The sequence below is a fragment of the Streptomyces sp. WAC07094 genome, from assembly GCF_036320405.1.
Lineage (GTDB): Bacteria > Actinomycetota > Actinomycetes > Streptomycetales > Streptomycetaceae > Streptomyces > Streptomyces lannensis.
On sequence record NZ_JAVMJZ010000001.1, the window covers coordinates 4,582,816 to 4,607,359 of the forward strand.

Consider the following 24,544-nt stretch of genomic DNA (forward strand, 5'->3'; position numbering starts at 1 on the left):
AAGGGTGGGTCCTCCGACAGTGACGGCGAGGAGCCCGCCCATGCACGCCATCCGTCTGCACACCTTCGGCCCGGCGGAGAACCTGACCTACGAGCGGGTCGAGGACCCCCAGGCCGGTCCGGGGCAGGTCCGTGTCGCGGTGGGCGCGGCCGGTGTGCACCTGCTGGACACGGCGCTGAGAGAGGGCGCGACGGGTCCGGCGCCCGGCCCGATCCCCCTTCCCACCATCCCGGGCCGCGAGGTCGCGGGCACCGTCGTGTCGCTCGGCGAGGGGGCCGACGCCCGCTGGCTCGGCCGACGGGTGGTCGCGCACCTCGGGTTCGCGCCGGGCGGCTACGCCGAGCTCGCCGTCGTGGACGTCGAGCGCCTGCACGAGACCCCGCCGAACCTCGACCACGCGCAGGCGGTCGCCATGATCGGCACGGGGCGTACGGCAATGGGGATCGTGCAGTTCGCCGACCTCGGACCCGGTTCCGTGGTCCTCGTCCCGGCGGCCGCGGGCGGTATCGGCACCCTCCTCGTGCAGCACGCCCGGCACGCGGGTGCCACCGTGATCGGGCTCGCCGGAGGGGCGGAGAAGGTGGCGCGGGTGCGCGAGAACGGTGCGCACCTCGCGGTCGACTACACGGACCCCGAGTGGGCCGCGCGCCTGGACGGCCACCGGGGCGCGGTCACGGTCGTCCTCGACGGAGTGGGCGGCACGGTCGCGCGCACGGCGGTGGACCTGCTCGCACCGGGCGGCAGGCACATCGTCTTCGGCTGGTCCGCCGAGGGCATCAGGGGCGGAGCGCCGTACCTCGTCGAGGGCGTCTCCGAGCAGGTGCTCGGGCCCGTGATGCTGCGGAAGGCGGGTGGCCCCGACCCGCTGCGCACCCTGGAACAGCGTGCTCTCGCGGAGGCCGCGACCGGGCGCCTGGTGCCGGTGGTCCAGCGGTTCCCGCTCGCGGCGGCGGCCGCGGCCCATCGGGCCCTGGAGGCGCGGGCAACAGTGGGGAAGGTCGTGCTGGAGCCGTGAAGCCGCGGGGCAGCCGCCGGGGGCCCGGACATCGATCGCCCGCCTGTGGACGGCGGCCCTCCGCGCCGACGGCCTTGACGTTCAGATATCCGTAAGTACAGACTTACCGTTCGTGGGTACTTACCAAGCCGGCGATGCCCTGGGTGCCCTGGGGGACCCCACCCGGCGCGCCATCGTCGAGCGCCTGGCCGAAAGGCCGCGCGCGGTCGGTGAACTCGCCGACGAGCTCCCGGTCAGCCGACCGGCGGTGTCCCAGCACCTGAAGGTGCTGAAGAGCGCCGGGCTCGTGAGCGAGCGAGCGGACGGCACTCGCCGGATCTACCGGCTCAACCCGGCCGGCGTGGCCGCGCTGCGCGATCAACTGGAGACGTTCTGGAACCGGGCGCTGGCCGGCTACCAGGACGTCGTCGAAGAACCGGAAGAGGAAAGCTCATGACCCAGGAAGCCACCACGGTGGTCCGTCGCCGGATCGTCGTCGAGGCGCCGCTCGAGCGGGCGTTCACCGCGTTCACGGAGCGGTTCGGCGACTTCAAGCCGCCGGAGCACAACCTGCTCGCGGTGGAGATCGCCGAGACCGTGTTCGAGCCGAAGGCCGGCGGCCACATCTACGACCGCGGCGTGGACGGCAGCGAGTGCCGATGGGCGCGTGTCCTCGCCTACGAGCCGCCGGACCGGGTGGTGTTCAGCTGGGACATCGACCCGCAGTGGCAGATCGAGACCGAGCCGGAGAACACCAGCGAGGTCGAGGTCCGGTTCGTCGCCGAGACCCCGCAGCGCACCAGGGTGGAGCTGGAGCACCGCAACATCGACCGGCACGGCCCCGGCTGGCAGGCCGTCGCCGACGGTGTCGGCAACGACGCCGGATGGCCGCTGTATCTGGCCCGCTTCGCCGGTCTGTTCGCATCCGGCGACTGAGGGCCGCCCTTCACCACGACACGGCGTGGTCGGTCCCTCGGCACCGGGACGCGGGTACCGCTCCGCCTGGGGGCGTGGGGCGTGGGGCGCGGGACGGGGAGGCGGTGGCCGCGCCGGAGGGCGCGGTCACCGCCGCTTCCGGGGCACCCTGGGGAAGCGGGCCTGAAGGGTCCAGATCGCCGGGTTCTCGCCGAGGTCCTCGTGCAGGTCCGTGAGGTCGGCGATCAGATCCTGCAGGAAGTCACGGGACTCGTGGCGCAGTTCGGCGTGGGAGAAGGACAGCGGCGGCTCGGACGGCGGCAGCCACTCCGCCTCGATGTCCACCCAGCCGAAGCGTCGTTCGAAGAGCATGCGGTCGGTGGACTCGGTGAAGTCCAGTTCCGCGTGCAGCGGCCGGGCGGAGCGGCTGCCGAGGGGATCGCGGTCGAGTTGCTCGACGATGTCGCACAGCGCCCACGCGAAGTCGAGCACCGGCACCCATCCCCAGGCTGTGGAAAGTTCGCGGTCCGCCTCGGTGTCGGCGAGGTAGACGTCCCCGCAGAACAGGTCGTGTCGCAGCGCGCGGACGTCCGCACGGCGGTAGTCGGTCTGCGGCGGGTCGGGGAAGCGGTTGGAGAGGGCGTAGCCGATGTCGAGCACGGGGGCGATGGTGTCACGCCGCCGCGGGCCCCACCTCCGCGGCCTGCCCTCATAGGATCGTGGGTGTGTCCAGATACGTACGCATTGTCCCGGCCGCCCTCCTGGCACTCGTCCTCGGTGCGTGCGGCGGCGCCGTGCACGGGACCCCCGGCGGATCCGGCCTGCGCGACCCCTATTTCCCGGGGATGGGCAACGGCGGCTACGACGTCGGCCACTACGGCCTGACCCTCGCCTATGACCCGGCCGACCGTCGTCTCACCGGCACGGCGGTCGTCACGGCACGCGCGACCAAGGACCTCTCCGCGTTCGACCTGGACCTGAAGGGGCTTGAGGTGGCCGCCGTCGCCGTCGACGGGCGCGCCGCCCGCTGGAGCCGATCCGGCCAGGAGCTGACCGTGCGGCCTTCCGGCGGGCTCGACAGGGGTGAGACGTTCAGCACGACGGTGCGCTACTCGGGCACTCCCGGGACCATCACCGATCCGGACGGCTCGAAGGAGGGCTGGCTGAGGACCGCCGACGGGGCACTGGCGCTCGGCGAACCGACGGGCTCGATGACCTGGTTCCCCGGCGACCACCATCCGTCCGACAAGGCGTCCTACGACATCCGGATCACTGTCCCGCAGGGCCTTGAGGCCGTCTCCAACGGTGAGTTGAGGAGCCGGACGACGAAGGCCGGCCGTACCACCTACACCTGGCGCACCGCGCAGCCGATGGCGAGTTATCTCGCCCTGCTCGCGATCGGCCGGTACGAGATCACCCGCTCCACGCTGAAGAACGGTCTGCCCGTGTATGTCGCCGTGGACCCGGCCGAGGCGCGGACGAGCCGGGAGGTGCTGGCGAAGCTCCCGGAGATCATGGAGTGGGCGGAAGGCGTCTTCGGCCCCTACCCCTTCTCCTCCGTCGGCGCGGTGGTCGACCGGCCGCACGACGCCGGCTACGCACTGGAGACCCAGACGCGCCCCGTCTTCCCCGGGGCCCCGGACACCGAGATCCTCGTCCATGAACTCGCCCACCAGTGGTACGGCGACTCCGTGACCCCGAAGAGCTGGCGGGACATGTGGCTCAACGAGGGTTTCGCCACATACGCGGAGTGGCTGTGGCAGGAGGGCCATGGCGGCAGCACGGCCCAGCAGACCTTCGACGCGCTCTACCGGGGCGACTACTACGAGGACCCGGCGGACGACGCGGCGATCTGGGCGTTCCCGCCCGCCAGGCCGTTTGGCGCCGCGCAGATCTCCGAGAGCCCCGTCTACGAACGCGGCGCCATGGTCCTGCACAAGATCAGGCAGACCGTCGGTGACGACGCCTTCTACGGCATCGTCCGCGGCTGGGCCGCGACCCGTCGTCACGGGAACGCGGACACCGCCGACTTCACCGCCTACGTCGAGAGAACGGCACCGGGCCACGACTTCCGCGCGATCTGGCGGGACTGGCTCTACGGGCAGGGGCGGCCGGAACACCCCTGACGCGGCGGGAGCCGTCAGCCCAGTGCCTTGCGCAGCACGGCGCAGGGGCGGCCCCGGCCGCGGTCCGGGCGGCGGTCGATCGTCTCGTAGCCGAGGGCGGTCCAGAAGGCCAGGGCCTTGGGGTTGTTCTCCAGCACCGCCAGACGCACGGCGGTGCGGCCCGCGGAGCGGAACCGGTCCTCCACCAGGGAGACGAGCCGCCTGCCGTGCCCCTGCCGCTGGAGTCCCGCGTCCACCATCAGCAGGCCGATCCAGGGGTCCGGGTCGGCCGGGTCGGGATGGTGCGCGAGGGTGATCACGATGCCCGTCAGCCGCCCGGCGCTGCGCGCGAGCAGGACCTCGACGTCCGGGTTCGCCAGCTCGTCGGCCAGCTCGGCCGCCACCTGTTCGGGGCGGATGTCGTCCGGGTCCGGGAAGTCGCCGCTCAGTGCGTGGAACTCGCGGTTGGAGATATAGACGGCGGTGAGTTCGACGAGCAGCGGACCCGGGATGTCGTGGTCGGGGGTGAGGGGGAGGGACTCGAGGATCACGGGGCCCAAGGTATCGCGACGGAACCCCGGGGGCAGGAGGTGTGCGGAACTCCGGTCAGGGGGCATGACCGAGCCCCCGGCCGCGGCGCACCGCGGGCCGGGGGCTTCACGCCGAAGCGCCCAGGGGTCAGACGTTGACGCCGAAGTCCTGGGCGATACCGACCAGACCCGAGGCGTAGCCCTGGCCGACCGCGCGGAACTTCCACTCGGCGCCGTTGCGGTACAGCTCGCCGAAGACCATGGCCGTCTCGGTGGCCGCGTCCTCCGACAGGTCGTAGCGGGCGATCTCCTGACCGCCGGCCTGGTTGACGATGCGGATGTACGCGTTGCGCACCTGGCCGAAGTTCTGCGAGCGGGATTCCGCGTCGTAGATGGAGACCGGGAAGACGATCTTGTCGATGTCGGCCGGGAGGGCCGCCAGGTTGACGTTGATCGCCTCGTCGTCGCCCGCGCCCTCACCCGTGCGGTTGTCACCGGTGTGGACGATCGAGCTGTCCGGGGTCTGCTTGTTGTTGAAGAAGACGAAGTGCTGGTCCGAGTAGACCTTGCCCTGGGTGTTGACCGCGATCGCGGAGGCGTCGAGGTCGAAGTCGGTGCCCGTGGTGGTGCGGACGTCCCAGCCGAGGCCCACGGTGACGGCAGTCAGGCCCGGAGCCTCCTTGGTGAGCGAGACGTTGCCGCCCTTGGACAGGCTTACAGCCATTGTTGGGAGTCCCTTCCCTCGGTCGCGTACGCGGTGCGGTGTCTGTGCGCTTCGTACGGCACGAAGCTACAGCTACCCGTCTCAACGCCAAGGGGGGTCCCGATGGTTCCGGATCTCTTTACTTTCTTTACCCGGAGTCTTCCGCGGGGGCCGTGCGGGTGATATTCGCGTGACGTGGACCGGTCAGTCGCGCGACCATGGAGGCATGTCAGGTCCCTACGTCGTCCGCGGCTCCGTCTCGCTTCCCGAGGCCGAGCTCCTGTGGCGTTTCTCGAGGTCGTCGGGGCCGGGCGGGCAGCATGTCAACACGAGCGACACCCAGGTGGAGTTGCGCTTCGACCTGGAGCGGACCGAGGCCCTGCCCCCGGTGTGGAAGCAGCGGGCCCTGGAGCGGCTGGCGGGGCGCCTCGTCGACGGAGTCGTCACCGTACGCGCGTCCGAGCACCGTTCGCAGTGGCGCAATCGCGAGGCCGCCGCCGTACGTCTGGCCTCCCTGCTCGCCGAGGCGACGGCTCCGCCGCCGAAGCCCCGGAAAGCGACCCGCATCCCCCGCGGCATCAACGAACGCCGGCTGCGGGAGAAGAAGCAGCGCTCGGACACCAAGCGGGGCCGGTCCGGACGGGACTGGCACTAGCCCCCGCGCGGGGCGCGGTTGTTCTCCGTCGTCCCCTCCCGAACACGACGGGAAATGCCGAGAACGCCGGAGCGAGCGGCCCTTCAGGATCGGTCGGGCCCCACCACCCCCACGAACATGAACATCTGGTGTCCTGATGGAAAAATCGCGGACAAGTCGGTTGTCCGGAGGGGTCGGGTGAAGTCGCGGAATTCGGCGAAGCGACCGCCGGTGCGGCGACGGCCGGCGGTGTCCGGCCGGTGCCCCGGCTGCTCCGTCGCGCCGGTCGCGAGCGCCGTACCGAGTGACCTGCGCAACTGCCTCGCCCCCCGTCCGTCCGGAGGACGCACGGTCACTCGTGGGCGAGTCTTGTGGAAGTTGTCGTGGCAATGGTGCAAAAAGCAGCCGCGCGTTCTTGCCGCGATCGGGGCTGACCAATTTTCAAAAACAGTTCTTCGGGAGGCGGGCGGAATTCCCGAATGCGCGGGAAAGGCCCGTCCGCTCCGGGGAAACCGGGGAAAAGGCGAGGGCCTCGAGTTCCGAAGTGAGGCCCGTCGCACGGACCGCGGCCGGCCGACGCCCGTGGAGTTGCGCCCCGTACCCGCGCCCCTCAGTCCAGGTGCCGGTAGCGCCCCCGGAAGTACATGAGGGGTCCGCCCTCCGCGCTCGGCACCTGCGCGCTCAGCACCCGTCCGATGACCAGCGTGTGGTCGCCCGCGGGCACGCGCCGCTCCGTGCTGCACTCCAGGGTCGCCAGGGCGCCGCCGACCAGGAGTGCGCCGGAGGCCTCGCCGCGCGCGTACGGGATGTCCTCGAACAGGAGCCGGTCGCTGATGCGCCCCTTCATCGCGAAGCGGCCCGCGATGTGCCGTTGGCTCTCCGCGAGCACGGAGACCCCCCACAGCGGCTGCTCGGCGAGCAGGTCGTCCATGCGCGAGCCCTCGCGCAGGCTGACCAGGACCAGCGGCGGGTCCAGGGACACCGACATGAAGGCCGTCGCCGTCATGCCCACGTCCTCGCCCCGGGTGATGTCGCGGCGCGCCGGGGTTCCCCCGGGGCCGACGGTACCGGGGGAGCTCGTGACGGCGGGGCCCTCGGCGTCCAGCGGGGGCTCGTGCGAGGTCACCAGGACCACCCCCGCGGCCAGCCGGGACAGGGCGGCACGGAACTCGTCGTTGCTCACCCCTTCAGCATGCCCGGACGCGGACGGGGCGGTTGGCACGGGCGGGGAAGGGGGAGTCTTCAGCACGCCCGGAACGCTAGCCGGAGCGGCCGGACGCGCACATCGGCCCCGGGCCCGAAGCACGACCTAGGACCATGGGCGGACGCCGGCGGCGGGTACGGGCCGGCCCGCAGGCGGTGGGGACGTCGCCGGGCGTCGGCGTGCATGATCGGCCCGTACACTCAACGGGGCCCGTCCGTCATGGAGTTGGCACGTATGATCACAGCTTCTGCACGGGGCGTTAATTGCGGGCGGTAAACGCACAGGAAAAACGCGGAATCCCCACTCAATTGTTCATGTTCTGCTGTGACTTGAGTCACAGGGGCCGTATTTTGTTGACCCTGTGTACCTAGTGGGCAGCGCGCTGTGATTCAGTGGCTGGGGCGCTGCACGACGCTACGCATGGAGTACGCCGAGTAGCGCACCGAGGAAAACCGGGAGAACCGTAGTACGCCGACGCGTCCCTGGAGTTGCTGCGAGACCTCGAGGGGAGGGCGAGTGGACACCGAGTCGGAGCCGTATGTCCGTCTTGCGTCCCTGCGGCAGCTGCATCAGGTCATGGCGGACATGAACACCGCGCGGAGCCTGGCGGACACGCTGCAGACCGTCGCCGACGGCGTCGTGGGCGGCCTCGGCTACGAGCTGGCGGCCGTCAACCTCGTGCGGCAGGACGGTGACCTCGTCGTCGCCGCTTTCGCCGGCAACTCCGCCGCCGAGTCGCTGATCACCGGACGGGTCGGCTCCCGTGCCTCCTGGGACCGCCGGCTGAACATGGGCGAGACCTGGGGCGATCTGCGGTTCATACCCCACACCGAGGGCTGGGTGCTCGACGAGGACGACGTGCCGCAGTGGCACACCGACGGCCCCGATCCCCGTTTCGAGGACGAGTGGCACCCCGCCGACCGTCTCCTGGCGCCCATGTACACACCGAGCGTGCAGGGCAGCTGCGGTGAGCTGATCGGGGTCATCTCGGTCGACCGGCCGCGCAATGGGCGGCGGCCCGGTGCCTGGGGCCGCGAGGCGCTCCAGATGTACGCCTTCCAGGCGGCCATCGCCATCAGCAACGCCCGCCTCAGGGCCAACATGCAACGGGCCCTCGTCCGCCTCGAGCGGGAGCAGCAGGCCCTGCGGGCCAGCGAGGAGTCCTTCCGCCAGGCCTTCGAGTACGCCCCGTCAGGCATGGCGATCGCCGAGATGGGCGGTGACCAGCACGGGCGGATCCTGCGCACCAACGACGCGCTGTGCCGGCTGCTGGGCAGGCCCGCCTCCGCCATGCGCCGCTACTCGTTCTCCGACCTTGTCCATCCCGAGGACATCGGCACTCTTCTGCGGACCTCCGCCGAGGGCGGGCGGGCGGAACTGCGGCTCGGGCGCCGCGACGGCACGTACGTCTGGGTGTCGCTGCGCAACTCCGTCGTCGCCGACGCCGCGGACGGGCCCCGCTTCCTCCTCACCCATGTCGAGGACATAGAGGAGCGCAAGCGCCGCGAGCTGCAGCTAGCCCACCGGGCCTCGCACGACTCGCTCACCGGACTGCCCAACTCCGCCGAGCTGCGCTCCCGCCTGTCCGCCCGCCTCTGCCAGCGTCCGCAGTCCCTTCCGCCGGGCGCGGCCGACGCGCTGGACGCGGCCTACGGCGATCACGTGACCGGCCACCCGGCGGCCTTCGACGGGACCGGGCAGACGTTCGACCTCCACCCGCGGGGGCCGTACGACGCCTTCGATCACCATGTGCACACGGTCGCCCCCGAGATCGACAGCGACGACGGCACCAAGGGGCTCGCGGTGCTCTTCTGCGACCTCGACGGCTTCAAGTCGATCAACGACCGCTTCGGCCACAACGCGGGCGACGCGGTCCTCATCGAGGTGGCCCGGCGGCTCAGCCGCGGAGTGCGCGACGGGGACACGGTGGCCCGACTCGGCGGCGACGAGTTCGTCGTCCTCGCCAACGGGCTGGGCAAGGCCGACGCCCAGGACCTCGCGGTGCGCCTGCGCAACGAGATCATCCAGCCCATCCGGGTCGACGGCCGCGCCATGAGGGTCGGCGCGAGCTTCGGTATCGGCTGGGCGCACTGCGGTATGACGGCGGACGAAGTGTTGAAATCCGCTGACGAACGGATGTACGTAGAGAAACGTTCTCGTCCCAAACAACACAGGCGAGCTGGATAAACGCAGGTCATTGCCTGGGTGATGGGGAGAACAGCAGTTTGGGGTCCTGGGAACGGGTAGGCTCGCCATTCAGCCACGTATGCATCTGGACCCGCACCTGTTGAGGAGACCTAGGGATGACGCCCGGCAACAACGGCGCGAGCACGCCCGAGGACGAGGACCCGTTCGGCTACCTCTATGCCGACGGCCAGGCCAACGGCGCACAGCCTCCCACCGGCGGTTACGGCTACCCGGGCACCGTCAACAGAGTGCGCCCGGTCGGCGAGCGCCAGTACGGCCAGCCGCAGGCCCCGACGGCCGCCTACGGCCAGGTGCCCCAGCAGCAGGCGTACGGGCAGCCGAACGCGCACTACGCCGCGCCCGAGACCGTGCCCGGCGGCGGTGCCACCACGACGCGCCATACGTCGGTCGGCACGGGCGGCGGCGGCCGTGGCCGGGGCCCCAACACCAAGGGCCTCCTGATCGGTGCGATCGCGGTGGTCGCCGCGGTCGTGATCGGTATCGGCATCGCCATGATCGGCGGCGACTCGGACGGCGACAAGGGCGGCGACGAGGCGGGCTCCAGCCCGTCGGCCGCGCAGAGCGCGGACCCGAGCCAGTCCGCCACCCAGCAGGCCACGGACGACAGCCCGCTGCCGACCGTCGACGCCAAGGCGCTGCGCCTGGAGGGCGGCACCAGCACCGCGTCCGACGTGAAGGGTGCCAAGGCGGACGGCGGTGTCTACGTCCAGGGCTTCAACGCCCCCGGTGCCGCCGTGACCTGGAGCGTGGACGTTCCGTCGACCGGCAAGTACACGCTGCACACCGGCTACGGCGTCCCGGGTGTCGACGCCACGGCCACCCTCGCCGTCAACGGCACGGCCCAGACCACCCCCATGTCCCTGAAGAACTGGGCGAACGCGCCGCAGGGCGACTGGGAGAAGGGCTGGACGAAGACGTTCAACTACGTCCAGCTCAACAAGGGCACCAACACCATCCGGATCTCCTGCGAGCAGGGGAACCAGTGCAACGCCAACTTCGACCAGCTCTGGCTGACCAAGGGCTGGGCGAACAAGTAGCCGCGCGGGGCCCGTGAAGCCCCGCGCCGAGCACATCTCACGCCGCGGCGTTGTGCGGGGTGACGATCACCCGCTCCAGCAGCTCCTCATAGGTCCGGCTGTCGAACTCGCCCGCCACCGGGGCCAGTACGGTCGCCGCGGACACCGCCACGGCCCGGGCGAGGCGGGCCGGCCACGGCAGCAGGTCCACCAGGCCGGACAGCAGGCCCGCGACCGCCGAGTCGCCGGCGCCCGTCGGATTGCCCAGGACCCGGCTCGGAGGGACGGCGCGCCAGCGGCCCTCCGCGTTCACCGCCAGCAGCCCCTCCGCGCCCAGCGAGGCGACCACGGTGTGTGCGCCGCGTCGCCGGGCGTCCCTGGTGGCCTGCAACGGCTCGTGGGAACCGGTGAGTTCGGCGAGTTCGTCGGCGTTCGGCTTGACCACGTCGGGGCGGGCGGCGACACCCCGGCGCAGCGGTTCGCCGCTCGTGTCGAGCAGCACGGGGACGCCCGCCGCCCGTGCGGTGCGCACCAGTTGGGCGTACGCGCCCACCGGCACCCCCGGCGGCAGGCTGCCGCACAGCGCCACCGCGGCGGCCGAGGACACCAGTTCGCCGTACGACTCCAGGAAGGCGGACCACTCGGCGGGGGCTATCACCGGGCCCGGTTCGTTCAGCTGGGTGGTGTCGCCGGTGGTCTGGTCCACGACCGCGATCGTGCGCCGGGTCGCCCCCGCGACGGGGACGAGCGCGTCCACCACGCCCGAGGTGTCGGCGAGTTGGTCCCGGACCGAGCGGCCCGTCCTGCCGCCGGCGAATCCCGTCGCGGTCACCCGATGGCCGAGCGCCGCGAGCACCCGGGCCACGTTCAGCCCTTTGCCGCCGGGGCGTTCGGTCACCTCGGTCACCCGGTGTGAGGCGTGCGGCCGCAGCGTTCGTACCCGGTAGGTGATGTCGAGAGCGGTGTTCAGCGTGACCGTGAGGATCACCTGGGGGACCTCCCTCGAGGTCATGGCGGCGCGATCCATGGAAACAGGATTCCAGAATGCGCCTGCCGACGGCGTGTGCGGAGGCTCGATCATGCCAAAAGAGTCGGCGGTCGGCCCAGTCCCCCGAGCCGACCGCCGTATGCCAACATCCGGATGAATCACCCCAGTTGGGGATCGACCACCCACTCGCCGCGGCGCATCACACCCTTGAGCTCGAACTCGGCGTCCAGCAGCACCAGGTCGGCGTCCTTGCCCGGCTCCAGCGAGCCCACCCGGTCGTCGATGCCCAGCAGCTTCGCCGGGTTGGCCGAGATGGCCGCCACGACGTCCTCCACCGGCAGCCGGTCGACGGTGACGGCCCGCCGGAAGGCGCGATCCAGGGTGAGTGTCGAACCCGCGATCGAACCGCCCTCCACCAGCCGTGCCACACCCTCGCTGACCTCGACCTCCAGCGGGCCGAGCAGATAGCGCCCGTCGCCGCTGCCGGCCGCGTCCATCGCGTCGGTGATGAAGGCGACCCGCCCGGCGCCCGCGTGATGGAACGCCAGCTGGACGGTGGCCGGGTGCAGATGCGTGCCGTCGTCGATCAGCTCGACCGTGATCCGCTCGTCCTCCAGGAGCGCGGCGATGGGGCCGGGGGTGCGGTGGCCGAGCGGCGGCATGGCGTTGAAGAGGTGGGTCGCTACCGTGGCGCCCGCGTCGATGGCCGCCACCGTCTGCTCGTAGGTGGCGTCCGTGTGCCCGATCGCCGCGATCACGCCGTGTTCGGCGAGCAGCCTTACGGAGTCGAGGCCGCCGGGCAGTTCGGTGGCGAGCGTGACCATTTTCGCGTGGCCGCGGGCGGCGTCGACCAGTTTGCGGACCTCCGCCGGATCCGGGTCGCGCAGCAGTTCCTCGGAGTGCGCTCCCTTGCGGCAGGGGGAGATGAACGGCCCCTCGAAGTGGATGCCGGCGATGTCCCCCTGCTCGGCGAGTTCGGACAGCAGCCCGGCCTGCCCGACGAGGAAGTCCATGTCGTCGGTGACGGTCGAGGCGACGACGGTGGTGGTGCCGTGCAGCCGGTGCGTGCGCACGGCCGTCAGGGCCTCGTCCGCCGTGCCCGAGAAGGACGCCCCGCCGCCGCCGTGGTTGTGGATGTCGACGAAGCCGGGGACCAGCCAGTGCCCCCGCACGTCCACGGTCTGCGCGTGCGCAGCGCCCTCCGCGGCGATCCGTGAGCCCTCCACGGCGACGAGGCCGTCGTCCACGATCCCGGTGGGCAGCACCACCCGGGCACCGGCGAGAACCTTGCTAGTGGCCATCAGGTGGTTACCTCCGAAGGGTCGGTGGATTCGAGGAGATCCCAGGCGAGGAGTCCCGCGCCCAGGCATCCGGCGGTGTCCCCCAGCGCGGCGGGGACGATCGACGGCAGCTTCTGGAAGGTGAGCCGCCGCCGGACGGCGTCCCGCAGCGGTGTGAACAAGGTTTCCCCCGCCTCGGCGAGCCCGCCGCCGATGATCAGGGTGCGCGGGTCCAGCAGGGTGAGCGCGGTGACCAGACCGTCCGCGAGCGCGTCCACGGCCTCCTGCCACACTCGAACGGCGTTCGGCTCCCCGGATGCGACGGCCTTCGCGCAGTCCGCCGCGTCCGCCTCCGGCTGTCCGGAGGCCGCGGCCCAGGCCTCACTCACGGCCGCCGCGGACGCGTACCGCTCCAGGCAGCCGCGCTGACCGCACGGGCACGGGGCCCCGCCGGGCCGTACGACGACATGGCCGATCTCTCCGGCGAAGCCGTGTGCGCCGGCCTCGACGCGGCCGCCGATGCCGATGGCGCCCGCTATGCCGGTGCCGAGCGGCACGAACAGGAAGCGGTCCGCTCCCTTGCCGGCGCCGACACGGCCCTCGGCGAGACCGCCGGTGCGCACGTCGTGGCCGAGGGCGACGGGCGCGCCGTCGAGCCGGCGGCTGAGCAGGTCGCGCAGGGGTACGTCACGCCAGCCGAGGTTCGCCGAGTAGGCGGCGACACCGCGCTCGGCGTCGACGATCCCCGGCACGGCGACGCCGGCCGCGGCGGCGGGCACGCCGAAGTGACGCTCGCCGTGCGCGCTCAGCTCGGCGGCGAAGTCGAGGATCGACTCCACCACGGCCTCAGGCCCGCGCTCCCGGCCGGTCGCGCGGCGTGCCTGGTGGAGCAGCTCACCCGCGGCCCCTACCAGGGCGGCCTTCATCCCGGTACCGCCCACGTCGAGCGCGATGACATGTCTCACGGAGACAGTGTGGCTCCTGGACCCGTAAGAGGTCTAGTCCACTTACATGGTGTAGACCTTATGTCGGTATTCCACATGGCGAGACAGCAAGGTTGGTCAAGAGCAGTGCAGCGGGGCAGGACATGCAGGCCGACATGGCGAAAGGGACTGATCGCGGGAGTGTCCGCGATGGGTGTGACAGGGGCTCTGGCCGGCTGCGGAGGGCCGGCCGGCTCCGATGACGTGACGCTGCGGCTGGTGGCCGCGGACTACGGGCGGTCGTCGGCGGACAGCTCCAAGAAGTACTGGGACGGTCTGGTCCGGGGCTTCGAGGCACAGCACCCGGGGACCAAGGTCGACGTGAGCGTCTACTCGTGGAACGACGTGGACCGCAAGGTCAAGGAGATGGTCGCGGCGGGTCACGCGCCCGACATGGCGCAGATCGGGGCGTACGCGGACTACGCGGCGGCCGGAAAGCTGTACCAGGCCGAGGATGTGCTCTCGATCCCGGTCCAGGCGGACTTCGCCTCGGAGCTGAGCGACGCGGGAAAGGTGAACCGGGTCCAGTACGGCCTGCCGTTCGCGGCGTCCACCCGGCTTCTGTTCTACAACAGGACGCTGTTCGCGCAGGCCGGCATCACCGCGCCGACGACCTGGAGCGAACTGGCGGCGGACGCGCGGGCGCTGAAGGCCAAGGGGGTGAAGTTCCCCTACGCCCTGCCGCTGGGGCCGGAGGAGGCCCAGGCGGAGACCATGCAGTGGCTGCTGAGCGGCGGCGACGGCTATCTGGACGGTTTCGGCTCCTACAACTTCGACTCCACCCAGAACGTGGCGACCTTCACCTGGCTGAAGGACGAACTGGTCGACAAGGGGCTGACGGGGCCCGTGGAGCCGGCGAAGCTGAACCGTGCCGACGCCTTCGCCGCCTTCACCCGCGGCGAGGTCGGCATGCTGAACGGCCACCCCTCCCTGATGAAGGCTGCGGCGGCCGAGGGTGTGAAGTTCGGCGTGGTGCCGATGCCCGGCGTCGACGGCCGGGCGAAGTCCACGATGGGCGTGGCGGACTGGATGACGGCGTTCAGGCAGAACGGCCACCAGGACCGGATCCGCGACTTCCTCGACTATGTGTACAGCGAGAAGAACGTCCTTGCGTTCTCGCGCGAGTACGACCTGCTGCCGGTGACCAACTCCGCGCAGGAGGCGATGTCGGCGTCGCCCCGGGACGCGGACCTGGCGCCCTTCCTCGAGGAGCTGCCGAGCTCCGAGCTCTACCCTGTGGGCAAGACGTCCTGGGCGGCCGTCAGCGCCGACATCAAGCAGCAGGTGGGCAAGGCCGTCGGTCCGGAGGGCAGCCCGGCGGCGGTCCTGGGCGCGCTGCAGCGGGAGGCCGTGACCGCGGACGGTTCCGCCGGCTGACGGAGCGGTGTCGGCCCTTCCGGCTACGGTTCCCCCATGGACGACCTCACTGCCCTGGACAAGGCCATCCTCGCGCTGGAAGGGCGCAGTTTCACGGGGCCGGGGGCCAAGGAGCGCGTCATCCGTGAGCAACTCGGTCTGGCCCCCGTCCGGTACTACCAGCTGCTCAACGCCCTCCTCGACGACCCCAGAGCCCTCGCGCACGCCCCGGTCACCGTCAACCGGCTCCGCCGCGTCCGCGAGTCCCGCCGCGCCGAGCGCTGAGCGGGACGCGCGGGGCGGCGCGCCAGGAGTGAGGCCGGGCCCGCGTGGATAGGGTCGTCCCATGGGCAGCCACACGGACTCCTTGCCGACGCCCGCCACACCGGCCGGGCGGGACGGACTCGACGCGATCCTCACCCGGCCCGGGCGGGCCGTCCTCGCCTTCGACTTCGACGGGACGCTCGCGCCGATCGTCCCCGACCCCGACCAGGCCCGCGCCCACCCGGACGCGGTGCCCGCCCTCGCGGCCATCGCCCCGCGGGTGGCCGCCGTCGCGGTCGTCACCGGCCGCCCCGTCGACGTGGCCGTCCGCTACGGCGGCTTCGCGGAGGTGCCCGGACTCGAACACCTCGTGGTCCTCGGCCACTACGGCGCCGAACGCTGGGACGCCCGCACCGGCACCGTCGAGGCTCCGGCCCCCCACCCCGGCGTCGCCGCCGCCCGTGCCGAACTCCCCGCGCTCCTCGAGGCGATCGGACCCCGTGAGGGGACGTGGATCGAGGAGAAGGGGCGTGCCGTCGCCGTGCACACCCGTCGCGCCGGGGATCCGCAGGCCGCGTTCGAGGCCCTCCGCGATCCCCTGGCCGGTCTCGCCGCCCGCCACGGACTGATCGTCGAACCCGGCAGGTTCGTCCTGGAACTGCGCCCGCCGGGCATGGACAAGGGAGTGGCACTGCTGGAGTACGTCCGTGAGATCGGCGCCGGCGCGGTCATGTACGCGGGCGACGACCTCGGCGACCTCTCCGCCTTCGCCGCGGTCGACAAGCTCCGCTCCGACGGCGTCCCCGGCCTGCTGGTGTGCAGCGGCAGCGACGAGGTCACCGAACTGGCGGAACGGGCGGACCTGGTGGTCGACGGGCCGCCGGGGGTCGTACGGCTCGTGAGGGCACTGGCACACGGGCTCGCGTGAACGGGCCCGGCCGGTGGCGGCCCCGTCACTTCTCCAGCGCGGCCAGCTGATCAAGGAACCACCGGGCCGGCGGAAGTGCCGTGGCCTGCGCGGCGAGCCGCTTCGTCCGCTCGGCGCGCTCCCCCGCCCCCATCGACAGCGCCTCGTGCAGCGCGGCCGCCATGCCCCCGATGTCGTACGGGTTCACGGCCACCGCGTCCTCGGACAGCTCCTCGAACGCCCCGGCCTCCCGGGACAGCACCAGCGCACAGCCCTCGTCGGAGACCACCGGGACCTCCTTGGCGACCAGGTTCATGCCGTCCCTGATGGGGTTCACCAGCGCCACGTCCGCCAGCCGGTAGGCGGCCAGCGAGCGCGCGAAGTCGTCCTTCACATGCAGTTCGACGGGGGTCCAGTCCGGCGTGCCGTAGCGTGAGTTGATCTCCGTGGCCACCCGCTGGACCTCTGCGGTGTAGTCGCGGTAGACGGCCAGGTCCTGGCGGGAGGGGTACGCGAAGGCGATGTGGACGACCCGTTCGCGCCACTCCGGACGCGATTCCAGCAGCTCCTGGTAGGCCAGCAGTCCGCGCACGATGTTCTTGGACAGCTCGGTGCGGTCCACCCGCACGATCGTCCTGCGCGGGCTGCCGTCGGGGGCCGAGCCGATCTGCTTGCGCAGCGCCGCCATCCGCTCGTCCACGTCCGGCCGGTGGGCCCGCTGCCGCAGGAAGTCGGCGTCCGCGCCCAGGCCGTGGACGCCGATGCGGGTGCCGGAGGGAATGCCGGGACCGAGGACCGTGTGACAGCAGTCCGTGAACGCGTCCGCCCAGCGCTGCGTGAGGAACGCCGCCCGGTCCGCGCCGAGGATCCCACCGAGCACCTGCGCCGCGATGTCGTCGGGCAGCAGACGGAAGTACTCCGGCGGCGCCCACGGCGTGTGCGAGAAGTGGCCGATCCGCAGATCGGGCCGCAGACCGCGGAGCATCCGCGGGGCCAGGGTGAGGTGGTAGTCCTGGATCAGCACCGCCGCACCCTCGCCCGCCTCCTGCGCCAGCGCCTCGGCGAACGCGCGGTTGTAGGCCTCGTATGCCGCCCACTGGCGCCGGAACTCCGCTCCGAAGGCCGGCTCCAGCGGCGTCTGGTAGAGCATGTGGTGCACGAACCACAGCACCGAGTTGGCGATGCCGTTGTAGGCGTCCGCGTGCACCTGCGGGTCGATGTCCAGCATCCGCACCCGCCGGCCGCCGGTGTCGGCCGTGTCGAGCGCGCCGCCGGTCCGCCGCACGGCCTCCCGGTCACCGGCACCCAGGGCGGAGCAGACCCAGACCGCGTCCGTGTCCGGGCCGATGGCCGAGAGCCCGGAGACCAGCCCGCCCCCGCCGCGCTTGGCGGTGAGCCCGCCGGACTCGTCCAGCGCGTACGAGACCGGGCCGCGGTTGGAGGCGACGAGTACGGATGCCGCATGCGTGGAAGCCATGCCTCGAAACCTAGCCCGAGCTCAAAACGCTCAAACGTTCCCGTCGGCCGTATGCGGAGCCGTATACAACGGGTCCCGCCGCGGTCGCGGACCGTCGCCGCCGGGCCGAGATCCTCAGGCCGCCTTGTGTTCCGCGTACTCCTCGATCTCCGCCATCGGCGGCCGCTCCTCCGTGTCCACCTGATACGTGCGCGGCTCGAAACCGCCGTCGCCCCGCTCGAACTGGATGAGGGCCGGGCGGATCAGATGGCCGCGGGCCAGGCGCAGCTGCGCCGTGCGGTAGATCGAGGCGGCCATTCGGCCGAGCGCCTGGCCGTCCTGGTGGCGGTGCTTGCGCACGCCCACGTCGACCTGGGCGAGGGCGTCGAGCCCCACCAGGTGCAGGGCGTCCACCAGGATGCCGAGCTCCACCCCGTACCCGACCGGGAACGGCAGCCGCTCCAGCAGCGAGCGCCGGGCCGCGTACTCGCCGCCGAGCGGCTGCACGAAGCCGGCGAGCTGCGGCCAGTGCATGTTGAGCAGCGGGCGGGCCATCAGTTCGGTGACACGCCCTCCCTGGCCCGCCGCGCCGCCCAGCGGACGGTCGTACATCGCCTTCACCAGGTCCACGCCCGGATCGGTGAGCAGCGGGCCCACGATCCCCGATACGAAGTCGGACGAGAACTCCCTGAGGTCGGCGTCGATGAAGCAGACGATGTCCCCGCGGGTGACGAGCAGGGAGCGCCACAGGACCTCGCCCTTGCCGGGCACGGCCGGGATGCGCGGCAGGATCGTGTCGCGGTGCACCACCTTCGCTCCGGCCGTGGCGGCGACCTCGGAGGTGCGGTCGGTGGAGCCCGAGTCGACGACGACGATCTCGTCGACGAGCGGAACCCGCAGCACGAGGTCGCGGCGGATGGCGGTGACGATGTCGCCGACCGTCTCCTCCTCGTTCAGCGCGGGCAGCACGACACTGACCGTCGAGCCCGAGGCGCGTTTCGCGGCCAGGATCCGGTGGAGCGGGCGCTCGGTGACGGACCAGGAGCGGGTGCTCAGCCAGCGCTCGACTTCTTCCAGCACAGTCTGCGGCTCCTCACGTTCGTACGGCGGTAGTGGCAGTAGAGATCTTCGAGTGATGTGTTCCCGTCGGTGCGGGTGGGTGTCCATCTCGCGCTTCGGACGACTCTCTCAACTGTCCTGGCCTTCGGTTACAGTCTTGAACAACGCCGGTGACCAACGCATGTCGGGGGTCACCGCGGTTCATAACCGGTAAAACAACCGCATACAGCTCATCCAGAGGGGCAGAGGGACACGGCCCGATGAAGCCCCGGCAACCCTCCAGCCGGTCTCGTAGATCAGTGTTGATCACTGCGCGAGGCTCCCGGCTCGGGAAGGTGCCAATTCCGTCTTACGGCGAGATGCGTCGTGAGGAAGATGAGGAGAAAGGGCCTCGCCTGACATGGCTGTGCAGACAGTTGCAAGCAGCACCGACTCTGTGAATCTCGGCCCCGCAGCGGCGCTGTCCTGCCGCGAGTGCGGCCACCGGGTGCCGCTCGGCCCGGTCTTCGCCTGCGAGGAGTGTTTCGGCCCGCTGGAGATCGCGTACGACTTCTCGGGTTACGACACCGAGGAATTGCGCAAGCGGATCGAGGCGGGTCCCGCGAACATCTGGCGCTATGCGCCGCTGCTGCCGGTCCCGGCGGACGTCGCCGACAAGCCGAACCTCAACCCGGGCTGGACCAAGCTCGTCCGGGCCGACAACCTGGCGCGCGAGTTGGGCGTCACCGGCGGGTTGTATGTGAAGGACGACTCCGGCAACCCCACGCACTCCTTCAAGGACCGCGTGGTCGCCCAGGCGCTGGAGGCGGCGCGCGCCTTCGGCTTCACCACGCTCTCCTGCTCCTCGACCGGCAACCTCGCGGGCGCGGTCGGCGCCGCGGCGGCCCGTGCCGGCTTCCGCTCCTGCGTCTTCATCCCGCACGACCTGGAGCAGGGCAAGATCGTCATGGCCGCGATCTACGGCGGCGACCTCGTCGGCATCGAGGGCAACTACGACGACGTGAACCGCTTCTGCTCCGAGCTGATCGGGGACCCGGCGGGCGAGGGCTGGGGCTTCGTCAACGTCAACCTCCGCCCGTACTACGCGGAGGGCTCCAAGACGCTGGCGTACGAGATCGCCGAGCAGCTGGGCTGGCGACTGCCCGACCAGATCGTGGTCCCGATCGCCTCCGGCTCGCAGCTGACGAAGATCGACAAGGGTCTGCAGGAGCTGATCAAGCTCGGGCTCGTCGAGGACCGGCCCTACAAGATCTTCGGTGCGCAGGCGGAGGGGTGCTCGCCGGTGTCGGTGGCGTTCAAGGCGGGCACCGACGTCGTACGGCCGCAGAAGCCGGACACCATCGCCAAGTCGCTCGCGATCGGCAACCCGGCGGACGGCCCGTACGTCCTGGACATCGCCCGCCGCACGGGCGGCGCCGTGGAGGACGTGACCGACGCGGAGATCGTCGACGCCATCAAGCTGCTCGCACGCACCGAGGGCATCTTCGCCGAGACGGCGGGCGGCGTGACCGTCGGCGTGACGCGCAAGCTCATCGAGAACGGCGTCCTCGACCCGGCGAAGACGACGGTCGTCCTCAACACCGGTGACGGCCTCAAGACGTTGGACGCCGTGGCCGGAACCGGGCTCACCGCCACGATCCGCCCGAACCTCGACTCCTTCCGCGAGGCCGGGCTCGGTTGAGAGTCCGTCCCCGCCAGCCGCACCCCGACCGGAGGTCACACCCCATGAGCGTCAACGTCCGCATCCCCACCATCCTGCGCACCTACACCGCCGGCCGAGCCGAGGTGACCGCCGAGGGCGGGACCCTGGCGGAGGTCATCGCCGACCTGGAGAAGAACCACGTCGGCATCGCCGCCCGGGTCCTGGACGACCAGGGCAAGCTGCGCCGCTTCGTCAACGTCTACGTCAACGACGACGACGTCCGCTTCGAGCAGGGTCTTGAGACGGCGACGCCGGACGGCGCCGGCGTCTCCATCATCCCGGCCGTGGCGGGTGGCTGACGGTCGTTCAGCCGCGTGATCGTTACCCTCGGTAATGCACGTCACCGAGAGTTCATCGAATTGCCCTCTCCGTGAGACAAGCGGAGGGGGCAATTCTGCATGGTTGAGCGAGGTACAGTTGGGGAACGTGTTCCCGCTCTCTCCGTCGGGCACCTCCGGTCGCTGCCGCGCACCCGATAAGAAGTAGCCAAAGTGCGCAGGGCTTTTGCGCCATTCATTCCTTTTACGGGGCCCGACTTGCCCTGAATTCGGACGAATTCTTCGTACATTCCCGACCGGTCATGCCCTGAATTCTCGTCCGATTGACCTGTTGCAGACGGCAGTTGGACAGATACATTCAGCCGCGGTCGACGCGTTCCGGCGCACGCCCCCAACCGTTGGGGGGTGAGGTCTGACCCGGATCCGCGAAGTGTGGATCTGTGCAAGGGCCAGTAATAGGGGAGTTAGGCATGGCTCAGGGCACCGTCAAGTGGTTCAACGCGGAGAAGGGGTACGGCTTCATCGCGGTCGACGGTGGTGCGGATGTTTTCGTCCACTACAGCGCGATTCAGATGGACGGCTACCGCACCCTCGAAGAGGGCCAGCGGGTCGAGTTCGAGATCTCGCAGGGTCAGAAGGGGCCGCAGGCGGACATGGTCCGACTGGCCGGCTGAAGCACGCGCCGACGACTGAACTGATCGACGTGTCGAGGGGCTCGCATCCCGTTGGGGTGCGAGCCCCTCGGTCTGTCCGGCGGCGCGCCGGGGCGCAGGGGCCTGCTTCACGGGGCCGCGCCTTGCACTCGGACGGGGCGAGTGCTAATCATTGGCGTTAGCACTCTGAAGGTGAGAGTGACAAAAAAGAAGGACCGGGTCGGTGAGGCCGCGGACCGGGTGGGGCAGGGAACCTCCGGCCGAGGCCGTCCGTCGCGGGCGCGGGCGCGGTCCGAAGTAATCACCCCCAGTCCTGGGAGGACCACTTCACATGGCCAAGATCATCGCGTTCGACGAGGAGGCGCGGCGAGGCCTCGAGCGCGGCATGAACCAGCTCGCGGACGCCGTCAAGGTGACCCTCGGCCCCAAGGGCCGCAACGTCGTCCTCGAGAAGAAGTGGGGTGCCCCCACGATCACCAACGACGGTGTCTCCATCGCCAAGGAGATCGAGCTCGAGGACCCGTACGAGAAGATCGGCGCCGAGCTGGTCAAGGAAGTCGCCAAGAAGACGGACGACGTCGCCGGTGACGGTACGACCACGGCGACCGTGCTCGCCCAGGCGCTGGTCCGCGAGGGCCTGCGCAACGTGGCCGCCGGTGCCAACCCCATGGCCCTGAAGCGCGGTATCGAGAAGGCCGTCGAGGCCGTCTCCGCCGCCCTGCTGGAGCAGGCGAAGGACGTCGAGACCAAGGAGCAGATCGCCTCCACGGCCTCCATCTCCGCCGCCGACACCCAGATCGGCGAGCTGATCGCCGAGGCCATGGACAAGGTCGGCAAGGAAGGCGTCATCACCGTCGAGGAGTCGCAGACCTTCGGTCTCGAGCTCGAGCTCACCGAGGGCATGCGCTTCGACAAGGGCTACATCTCGGCGTACTTCGCCACCGACATGGAGCGTATGGAGGCGGCCCTCGACGACCCGTACATCCTGATCGCCAACCAGAAGATCTCCTCGGTCAAGGACCTGCTCCCGCTGCTGGAGAAGGTCATGCAGTCGGGCAAGCCGCTGCTGATCATCGCCGAGGACGTCGAGGGCGAGGCTCTGTCGACCCTGGTCGTCAACAAGATCCGTGGCACCTTCAAGTCCGTCGCCGTCAAGGCCCCGGGCTTCGGTGACCGCCGCAAGGCCATGCTCGGCGACATCGCCATCCTCACGGGCGGCGAGGTCATCTCCGAGGAGGTCGGCCTCAAGCTGGAGAACGCGACCCTGGACCTCCTGGGCCGCGCCCGCAAGGTCGTCATCACCAAGGACGAGACCACGATCGTCGACGGCGCCGGCTCCCCGGAGCAGGTGCAGGGCCGCGTGAACCAGATCCGCGCGGAGATCGAGAACAGCGACTCCGACTACGACCGCGAGAAGCTGCAGGAGCGCCTGGCGAAGCTGGCCGGCGGCGTGGCCGTCATCAAGGCCGGTGCCGCCACCGAGGTGGAGCTCAAGGAGCGCAAGCACCGCATCGAGGACGCCGTCCGCAACGCCAAGGCGGCCGTCGAGGAGGGCATCGTCGCCGGTGGTGGCGTGGCCCTGCTCCAGGCCTCCCAGGTCTTCGAGAAGCTGGAGCTGACCGGCGACGAGGCCACCGGTGCCGCCGCCGTCAAGCTGGCGCTCGAGGCCCCGCTGAAGCAGATCGCCGTCAACGCCGGCCTCGAGGGCGGCGTCGTGGTGGAGAAGGTGCGCAACCTGACCCCGGGTCACGGCCTGAACGCCGCGACCGGCGAGTACGTCGACCTGGTCAAGGAAGGCATCATCGACCCGGCGAAGGTGACCCGTTCCGCTCTGCAGAACGCCGCCTCCATCGCCGCGCTGTTCCTCACCACCGAGGCCGTCATCGCCGACAAGCCGGAGAAGGCCGCCGCGCCTGCCGGTGGCGGCATGCCGGGCGGTGACATGGACTTCTGAGCCTGATCCCAGGCTCGGACCCGGTCCGATCACACCGAGGGCGGTACTCCCTGGAGACAGGGGGTGCCGCCCTCTGGCGTGTCCAGGGTCACCCGGAGGTCGACCGACCGTTGGGTATGCTGCTCGATGCATGTGCACATACCACACGGTCTCCCGATCGACCCCCTGCCGAGGAGTTCCCCCACGTGACCGTCACCCCCTCCGCATCCCGCGCGGCCGGCATCCTGGCCCGCCCCGTCACGCTGAACGGCCTGACCGTTCCCAACCGGATCGTCATGGCGCCCATGACCCGCCAGTTCTCGCCGGGAGGCATCCCCGGTGAGGACGTGGTCTCGTACTACGCGCGCCGCGCGGCCGCCGGGGTCGGGCTGATCGTCACCGAGGGCACCTACGTGGGCCACGAGTCGGCGGGTCAGAGCAGCCGCGTCCCGCGGTTCCACGGTGAGGAGCAGCTGGCGGGCTGGGCCGGGGTGGTCGAGGCGGTGCATGCGGCGGGCGGCACGATCATGCCCCAGCTGTGGCACATCGGCATGGTGCGGAGGCAGGGCCAGCCGCCGTTCGCGGACGCCCCCGCCGTCGGTCCCTCCGGGCTGCGCCTCGACGGAGCCGAGGGCACGGGCAGGGCGATGACGCAGCAGGACCTGGACGACGTCATCGGCGCCTTCGCCGCCGCGGCCGCCGAGGCCGAGCGGATCGGCTTCGACGGTGTCGAACTGCACGGCGCCCACGGCTATCTGCTCGACCAGTTCCTGTGGGCCGGCACCAACCGCCGCGCCGACGCCTACGGCGGAGACCCGGTGGCCCGTACGAAGTTCGCCGCCGAGATCGTCGCGGCCGTGCGCAAGGCGGTCTCCCCCCACTTCCCGGTCGTCTTCCGCTACTCGCAGTGGAAGCAGGAGGCCTACGACGCCCGGCTCGCGCGGACCCCGCAGGAGCTGGAGTCGATCCTGACCCCGCTGGCCGCGGCGGGTGTGGACGTCTTCCACGCCTCCACCCGCCGGTACTGGCTGCCGGAGTTCGAGGGCTCCGACCTCAACCTCGCCGGATGGACCAAGAAGCTGACGGGCAGGCAGGTCATCACCGTCGGCTCGGTCGGCCTCGACGGCGACTTCCTCAGGGGCTTCCAGGGCGAGGGTGCTCCGGTCAAGGGGATCGACAACCTCCTGGACCGCCTCGAGCGCGACGAGTTCGATCTGGTGGCCGTCGGCCGTGCACTGCTCCAGGACCCCGAGTGGGCCGCCAAGGTCCTGACCGACCGCTTCGACGAGGTGAAGCCCTACGACGCGGCGGCGCTGAAGACGCTGAGCTGAGAGGGCACCCGACGGGATCGGCGCGGCGCTCGCGAAGGGGAGCGC

At 70.9% G+C, this 24,544-nt stretch carries 24 protein-coding genes and 1 riboswitch; of the genes, 15 read left to right on the plus strand and 9 right to left on the minus strand.

The window, feature by feature from the left end; genetic code table 11:
* Positions 1-40 precede the first annotated feature (40 nt).
* From RCR19_RS20270 to RCR19_RS20280, 3 genes are all read left to right on the plus strand, one after another.
* Positions 41-1,015, plus strand: coding sequence for a zinc-binding dehydrogenase (locus tag RCR19_RS20270; RefSeq protein ID WP_331266415.1), 975 nt, complete (start codon positions 41-43; stop codon positions 1,013-1,015).
* 112 nt (positions 1,016-1,127) lie between these two features.
* Complete coding sequence (locus RCR19_RS20275) at positions 1,128-1,451, plus strand: metalloregulator ArsR/SmtB family transcription factor (RefSeq protein WP_331266416.1); 324 nt, start codon at positions 1,128-1,130, stop codon at positions 1,449-1,451.
* Positions 1,448-1,930 carry an SRPBCC family protein gene (locus tag RCR19_RS20280; protein WP_331266417.1) on the plus strand — a complete coding sequence of 161 codons (483 nt, stop codon included), beginning with the start codon at positions 1,448-1,450 and terminating at the stop codon, positions 1,928-1,930. Before RCR19_RS20275 ends, RCR19_RS20280 begins: the two co-directional genes overlap by 4 nt.
* Positions 1,931-2,056: 126 nt before the next feature.
* Here RCR19_RS20280 and RCR19_RS20285 read toward each other — a convergent pair whose 3' ends face one another.
* Positions 2,057-2,569 (minus strand): hypothetical protein, encoded by a 513-nt coding sequence (locus tag RCR19_RS20285; RefSeq protein ID WP_331266418.1) that lies wholly within the window; start codon positions 2,567-2,569, stop codon positions 2,057-2,059.
* A 65-nt stretch (positions 2,570-2,634) separates the two neighbouring features.
* Here RCR19_RS20285 and RCR19_RS20290 point away from each other — a divergent pair, with 65 nt between their 5' ends.
* Entirely contained in the window at positions 2,635-4,035 is a 1,401-nt protein-coding gene (locus RCR19_RS20290) for a M1 family metallopeptidase (RefSeq protein WP_331266419.1), read from the plus strand.
* Positions 4,036-4,049: 14 nt separating this feature from the next.
* On the opposite strand, the gene RCR19_RS20295 is transcribed toward RCR19_RS20290, so the two are convergent.
* Both RCR19_RS20295 and RCR19_RS20300 read right to left on the minus strand, forming a co-directional pair.
* A complete protein-coding gene (locus RCR19_RS20295; protein ID WP_331266420.1) occupies positions 4,050-4,565 on the minus strand; it encodes a GNAT family N-acetyltransferase in 516 nt (171 codons plus the stop codon).
* A gap of 127 nt (positions 4,566-4,692) precedes the next feature.
* The gene (locus tag RCR19_RS20300) at positions 4,693-5,268 is read right to left on the minus strand and encodes a TerD family protein (protein WP_059127012.1); all 576 of its coding nucleotides are present in this window, start codon (positions 5,266-5,268) and stop codon (positions 4,693-4,695) included.
* Positions 5,269-5,473: 205 nt separating this feature from the next.
* Here RCR19_RS20300 and arfB point away from each other — a divergent pair, with 205 nt between their 5' ends.
* Positions 5,474-5,902: an alternative ribosome rescue aminoacyl-tRNA hydrolase ArfB gene (arfB, locus tag RCR19_RS20305; RefSeq protein ID WP_331266421.1), complete on the plus strand. Its 429-nt coding sequence runs from the start codon at positions 5,474-5,476 to the stop codon at positions 5,900-5,902.
* A gap of 589 nt (positions 5,903-6,491) precedes the next feature.
* Here the strand turns inward: arfB and RCR19_RS20310 are convergent.
* Positions 6,492-7,130 carry a flavin reductase family protein gene (locus RCR19_RS20310; protein ID WP_331266422.1) on the minus strand — a complete coding sequence of 213 codons (639 nt, stop codon included), beginning with the start codon at positions 7,128-7,130 and terminating at the stop codon, positions 6,492-6,494.
* A 471-nt stretch (positions 7,131-7,601) separates the two neighbouring features.
* Between RCR19_RS20310 and cdgB the strand changes: the two genes are divergently transcribed.
* The gene (cdgB, locus tag RCR19_RS20315; protein WP_331266423.1) at positions 7,602-9,272 is read left to right on the plus strand and encodes a diguanylate cyclase CdgB; all 1,671 of its coding nucleotides are present in this window, start codon (positions 7,602-7,604) and stop codon (positions 9,270-9,272) included.
* A 116-nt stretch (positions 9,273-9,388) separates the two neighbouring features.
* Entirely contained in the window at positions 9,389-10,330 is a 942-nt protein-coding gene (locus tag RCR19_RS20320) for a CBM35 domain-containing protein (RefSeq protein ID WP_331266424.1), read from the plus strand.
* A 37-nt stretch (positions 10,331-10,367) separates the two neighbouring features.
* On the opposite strand, the gene RCR19_RS20325 is transcribed toward RCR19_RS20320, so the two are convergent.
* The 3 genes from RCR19_RS20325 to RCR19_RS20335 all read right to left on the minus strand — a co-directional run bounded on the left by RCR19_RS20325 (position 10,368) and on the right by RCR19_RS20335 (position 13,542).
* Positions 10,368-11,297 carry a 1-phosphofructokinase family hexose kinase gene (locus RCR19_RS20325; RefSeq protein ID WP_331269498.1) on the minus strand — a complete coding sequence of 310 codons (930 nt, stop codon included), beginning with the start codon at positions 11,295-11,297 and terminating at the stop codon, positions 10,368-10,370.
* A gap of 158 nt (positions 11,298-11,455) precedes the next feature.
* On the minus strand, positions 11,456-12,598 hold the full coding sequence (nagA, locus tag RCR19_RS20330; RefSeq protein WP_331266425.1) for an N-acetylglucosamine-6-phosphate deacetylase: 1,143 nt from the start codon (positions 12,596-12,598) through the stop codon (positions 11,456-11,458).
* Positions 12,598-13,542, minus strand: a complete 945-nt coding sequence (locus RCR19_RS20335) for an ROK family protein (RefSeq protein WP_331266426.1) — start codon at positions 13,540-13,542, stop codon at positions 12,598-12,600. The genes nagA and RCR19_RS20335 overlap by 1 nt, the downstream gene beginning before the upstream one ends.
* A 168-nt stretch (positions 13,543-13,710) precedes the next feature.
* On the opposite strand from RCR19_RS20335, the gene RCR19_RS20340 reads away from it, so the two are divergent.
* The 3 genes from RCR19_RS20340 (at position 13,711) to otsB (ending at position 16,108) form a co-directional block, all read left to right on the plus strand.
* Positions 13,711-14,937: an extracellular solute-binding protein gene (locus RCR19_RS20340; RefSeq protein WP_331266427.1), complete on the plus strand. Its 1,227-nt coding sequence runs from the start codon at positions 13,711-13,713 to the stop codon at positions 14,935-14,937.
* 36 nt (positions 14,938-14,973) lie between these two features.
* Positions 14,974-15,201, plus strand: a complete 228-nt coding sequence (locus tag RCR19_RS20345; RefSeq protein ID WP_331266428.1) for a DUF3263 domain-containing protein — start codon at positions 14,974-14,976, stop codon at positions 15,199-15,201.
* A gap of 61 nt (positions 15,202-15,262) precedes the next feature.
* The gene (otsB, locus tag RCR19_RS20350; protein WP_331266429.1) at positions 15,263-16,108 is read left to right on the plus strand and encodes a trehalose-phosphatase; all 846 of its coding nucleotides are present in this window, start codon (positions 15,263-15,265) and stop codon (positions 16,106-16,108) included.
* 25 nt (positions 16,109-16,133) lie between these two features.
* Here otsB and RCR19_RS20355 read toward each other — a convergent pair whose 3' ends face one another.
* Together RCR19_RS20355 and RCR19_RS20360 are read right to left on the minus strand one after the other, a co-directional pair.
* The gene (locus tag RCR19_RS20355; RefSeq protein ID WP_331266430.1) at positions 16,134-17,564 is read right to left on the minus strand and encodes a trehalose-6-phosphate synthase; all 1,431 of its coding nucleotides are present in this window, start codon (positions 17,562-17,564) and stop codon (positions 16,134-16,136) included.
* A 114-nt stretch (positions 17,565-17,678) separates the two neighbouring features.
* Positions 17,679-18,623: a glucosyl-3-phosphoglycerate synthase gene (locus RCR19_RS20360; protein ID WP_331266431.1), complete on the minus strand. Its 945-nt coding sequence runs from the start codon at positions 18,621-18,623 to the stop codon at positions 17,679-17,681.
* 206 nt (positions 18,624-18,829) lie between these two features.
* Positions 18,830-18,984, plus strand: a riboswitch (SAM riboswitch).
* Positions 18,985-19,002: 18 nt separating this feature from the next.
* On the opposite strand from RCR19_RS20360, the gene thrC reads away from it, so the two are divergent.
* The 5 genes from thrC to RCR19_RS20385 all read left to right on the plus strand — a co-directional run bounded on the left by thrC (position 19,003) and on the right by RCR19_RS20385 (position 24,499).
* Positions 19,003-20,283: a threonine synthase gene (thrC, locus tag RCR19_RS20365; RefSeq protein ID WP_331266432.1), complete on the plus strand. Its 1,281-nt coding sequence runs from the start codon at positions 19,003-19,005 to the stop codon at positions 20,281-20,283.
* 44 nt (positions 20,284-20,327) lie between these two features.
* Positions 20,328-20,603, plus strand: a complete 276-nt coding sequence (locus RCR19_RS20370; RefSeq protein WP_220293636.1) for a MoaD/ThiS family protein — start codon at positions 20,328-20,330, stop codon at positions 20,601-20,603.
* Positions 20,604-21,052: 449 nt separating this feature from the next.
* Positions 21,053-21,256, plus strand: a complete 204-nt coding sequence (locus RCR19_RS20375) for a cold-shock protein (protein WP_009339379.1) — start codon at positions 21,053-21,055, stop codon at positions 21,254-21,256.
* Between the two features lie 310 nt (positions 21,257-21,566).
* The gene (gene groL, locus RCR19_RS20380) at positions 21,567-23,189 is read left to right on the plus strand and encodes a chaperonin GroEL (RefSeq protein WP_331266433.1); all 1,623 of its coding nucleotides are present in this window, start codon (positions 21,567-21,569) and stop codon (positions 23,187-23,189) included.
* A 185-nt stretch (positions 23,190-23,374) separates the two neighbouring features.
* Positions 23,375-24,499: an NADH:flavin oxidoreductase gene (locus tag RCR19_RS20385; RefSeq protein ID WP_331266434.1), complete on the plus strand. Its 1,125-nt coding sequence runs from the start codon at positions 23,375-23,377 to the stop codon at positions 24,497-24,499.
* The last annotated feature ends 45 nt before the right edge of the window (positions 24,500-24,544 follow it).

What these genes read in the sequence shown, in the direction of transcription:
- RCR19_RS20345 (WP_331266428.1), top strand. Translation starts at nt 14,974, where the DNA reads ATGGACGACCTCACTGCCCTGGACAAGGCCATCCTCGCGCTGGAAGGG.
- RCR19_RS20270 (WP_331266415.1), top strand. Translation starts at nt 41, where the DNA reads ATGCACGCCATCCGTCTGCACACCTTCGGCCCGGCGGAGAACCTGACC.
- arfB (WP_331266421.1), top strand. Translation starts at nt 5,474, where the DNA reads ATGTCAGGTCCCTACGTCGTCCGCGGCTCCGTCTCGCTTCCCGAGGCC.
- RCR19_RS20370 (WP_220293636.1), top strand. Translation starts at nt 20,328, where the DNA reads ATGAGCGTCAACGTCCGCATCCCCACCATCCTGCGCACCTACACCGCC.
- RCR19_RS20280 (WP_331266417.1), top strand. Translation starts at nt 1,448, where the DNA reads ATGACCCAGGAAGCCACCACGGTGGTCCGTCGCCGGATCGTCGTCGAG.
- groL (WP_331266433.1), top strand. Translation starts at nt 21,567, where the DNA reads ATGGCCAAGATCATCGCGTTCGACGAGGAGGCGCGGCGAGGCCTCGAG.
- RCR19_RS20320 (WP_331266424.1), top strand. Translation starts at nt 9,389, where the DNA reads ATGACGCCCGGCAACAACGGCGCGAGCACGCCCGAGGACGAGGACCCG.
- RCR19_RS20375 (WP_009339379.1), top strand. Translation starts at nt 21,053, where the DNA reads ATGGCTCAGGGCACCGTCAAGTGGTTCAACGCGGAGAAGGGGTACGGC.
- RCR19_RS20340 (WP_331266427.1), top strand. Translation starts at nt 13,711, where the DNA reads ATGGGTGTGACAGGGGCTCTGGCCGGCTGCGGAGGGCCGGCCGGCTCC.
- otsB (WP_331266429.1), top strand. Translation starts at nt 15,263, where the DNA reads ATGGGCAGCCACACGGACTCCTTGCCGACGCCCGCCACACCGGCCGGG.
- RCR19_RS20300 (WP_059127012.1), bottom strand. Translation starts at nt 5,268, where the DNA reads ATGGCTGTAAGCCTGTCCAAGGGCGGCAACGTCTCGCTCACCAAGGAG.
- thrC (WP_331266432.1), top strand. Translation starts at nt 19,003, where the DNA reads ATGGCTGTGCAGACAGTTGCAAGCAGCACCGACTCTGTGAATCTCGGC.
- nagA (WP_331266425.1), bottom strand. Translation starts at nt 12,598, where the DNA reads ATGGCCACTAGCAAGGTTCTCGCCGGTGCCCGGGTGGTGCTGCCCACC.
- RCR19_RS20355 (WP_331266430.1), bottom strand. Translation starts at nt 17,564, where the DNA reads ATGGCTTCCACGCATGCGGCATCCGTACTCGTCGCCTCCAACCGCGGC.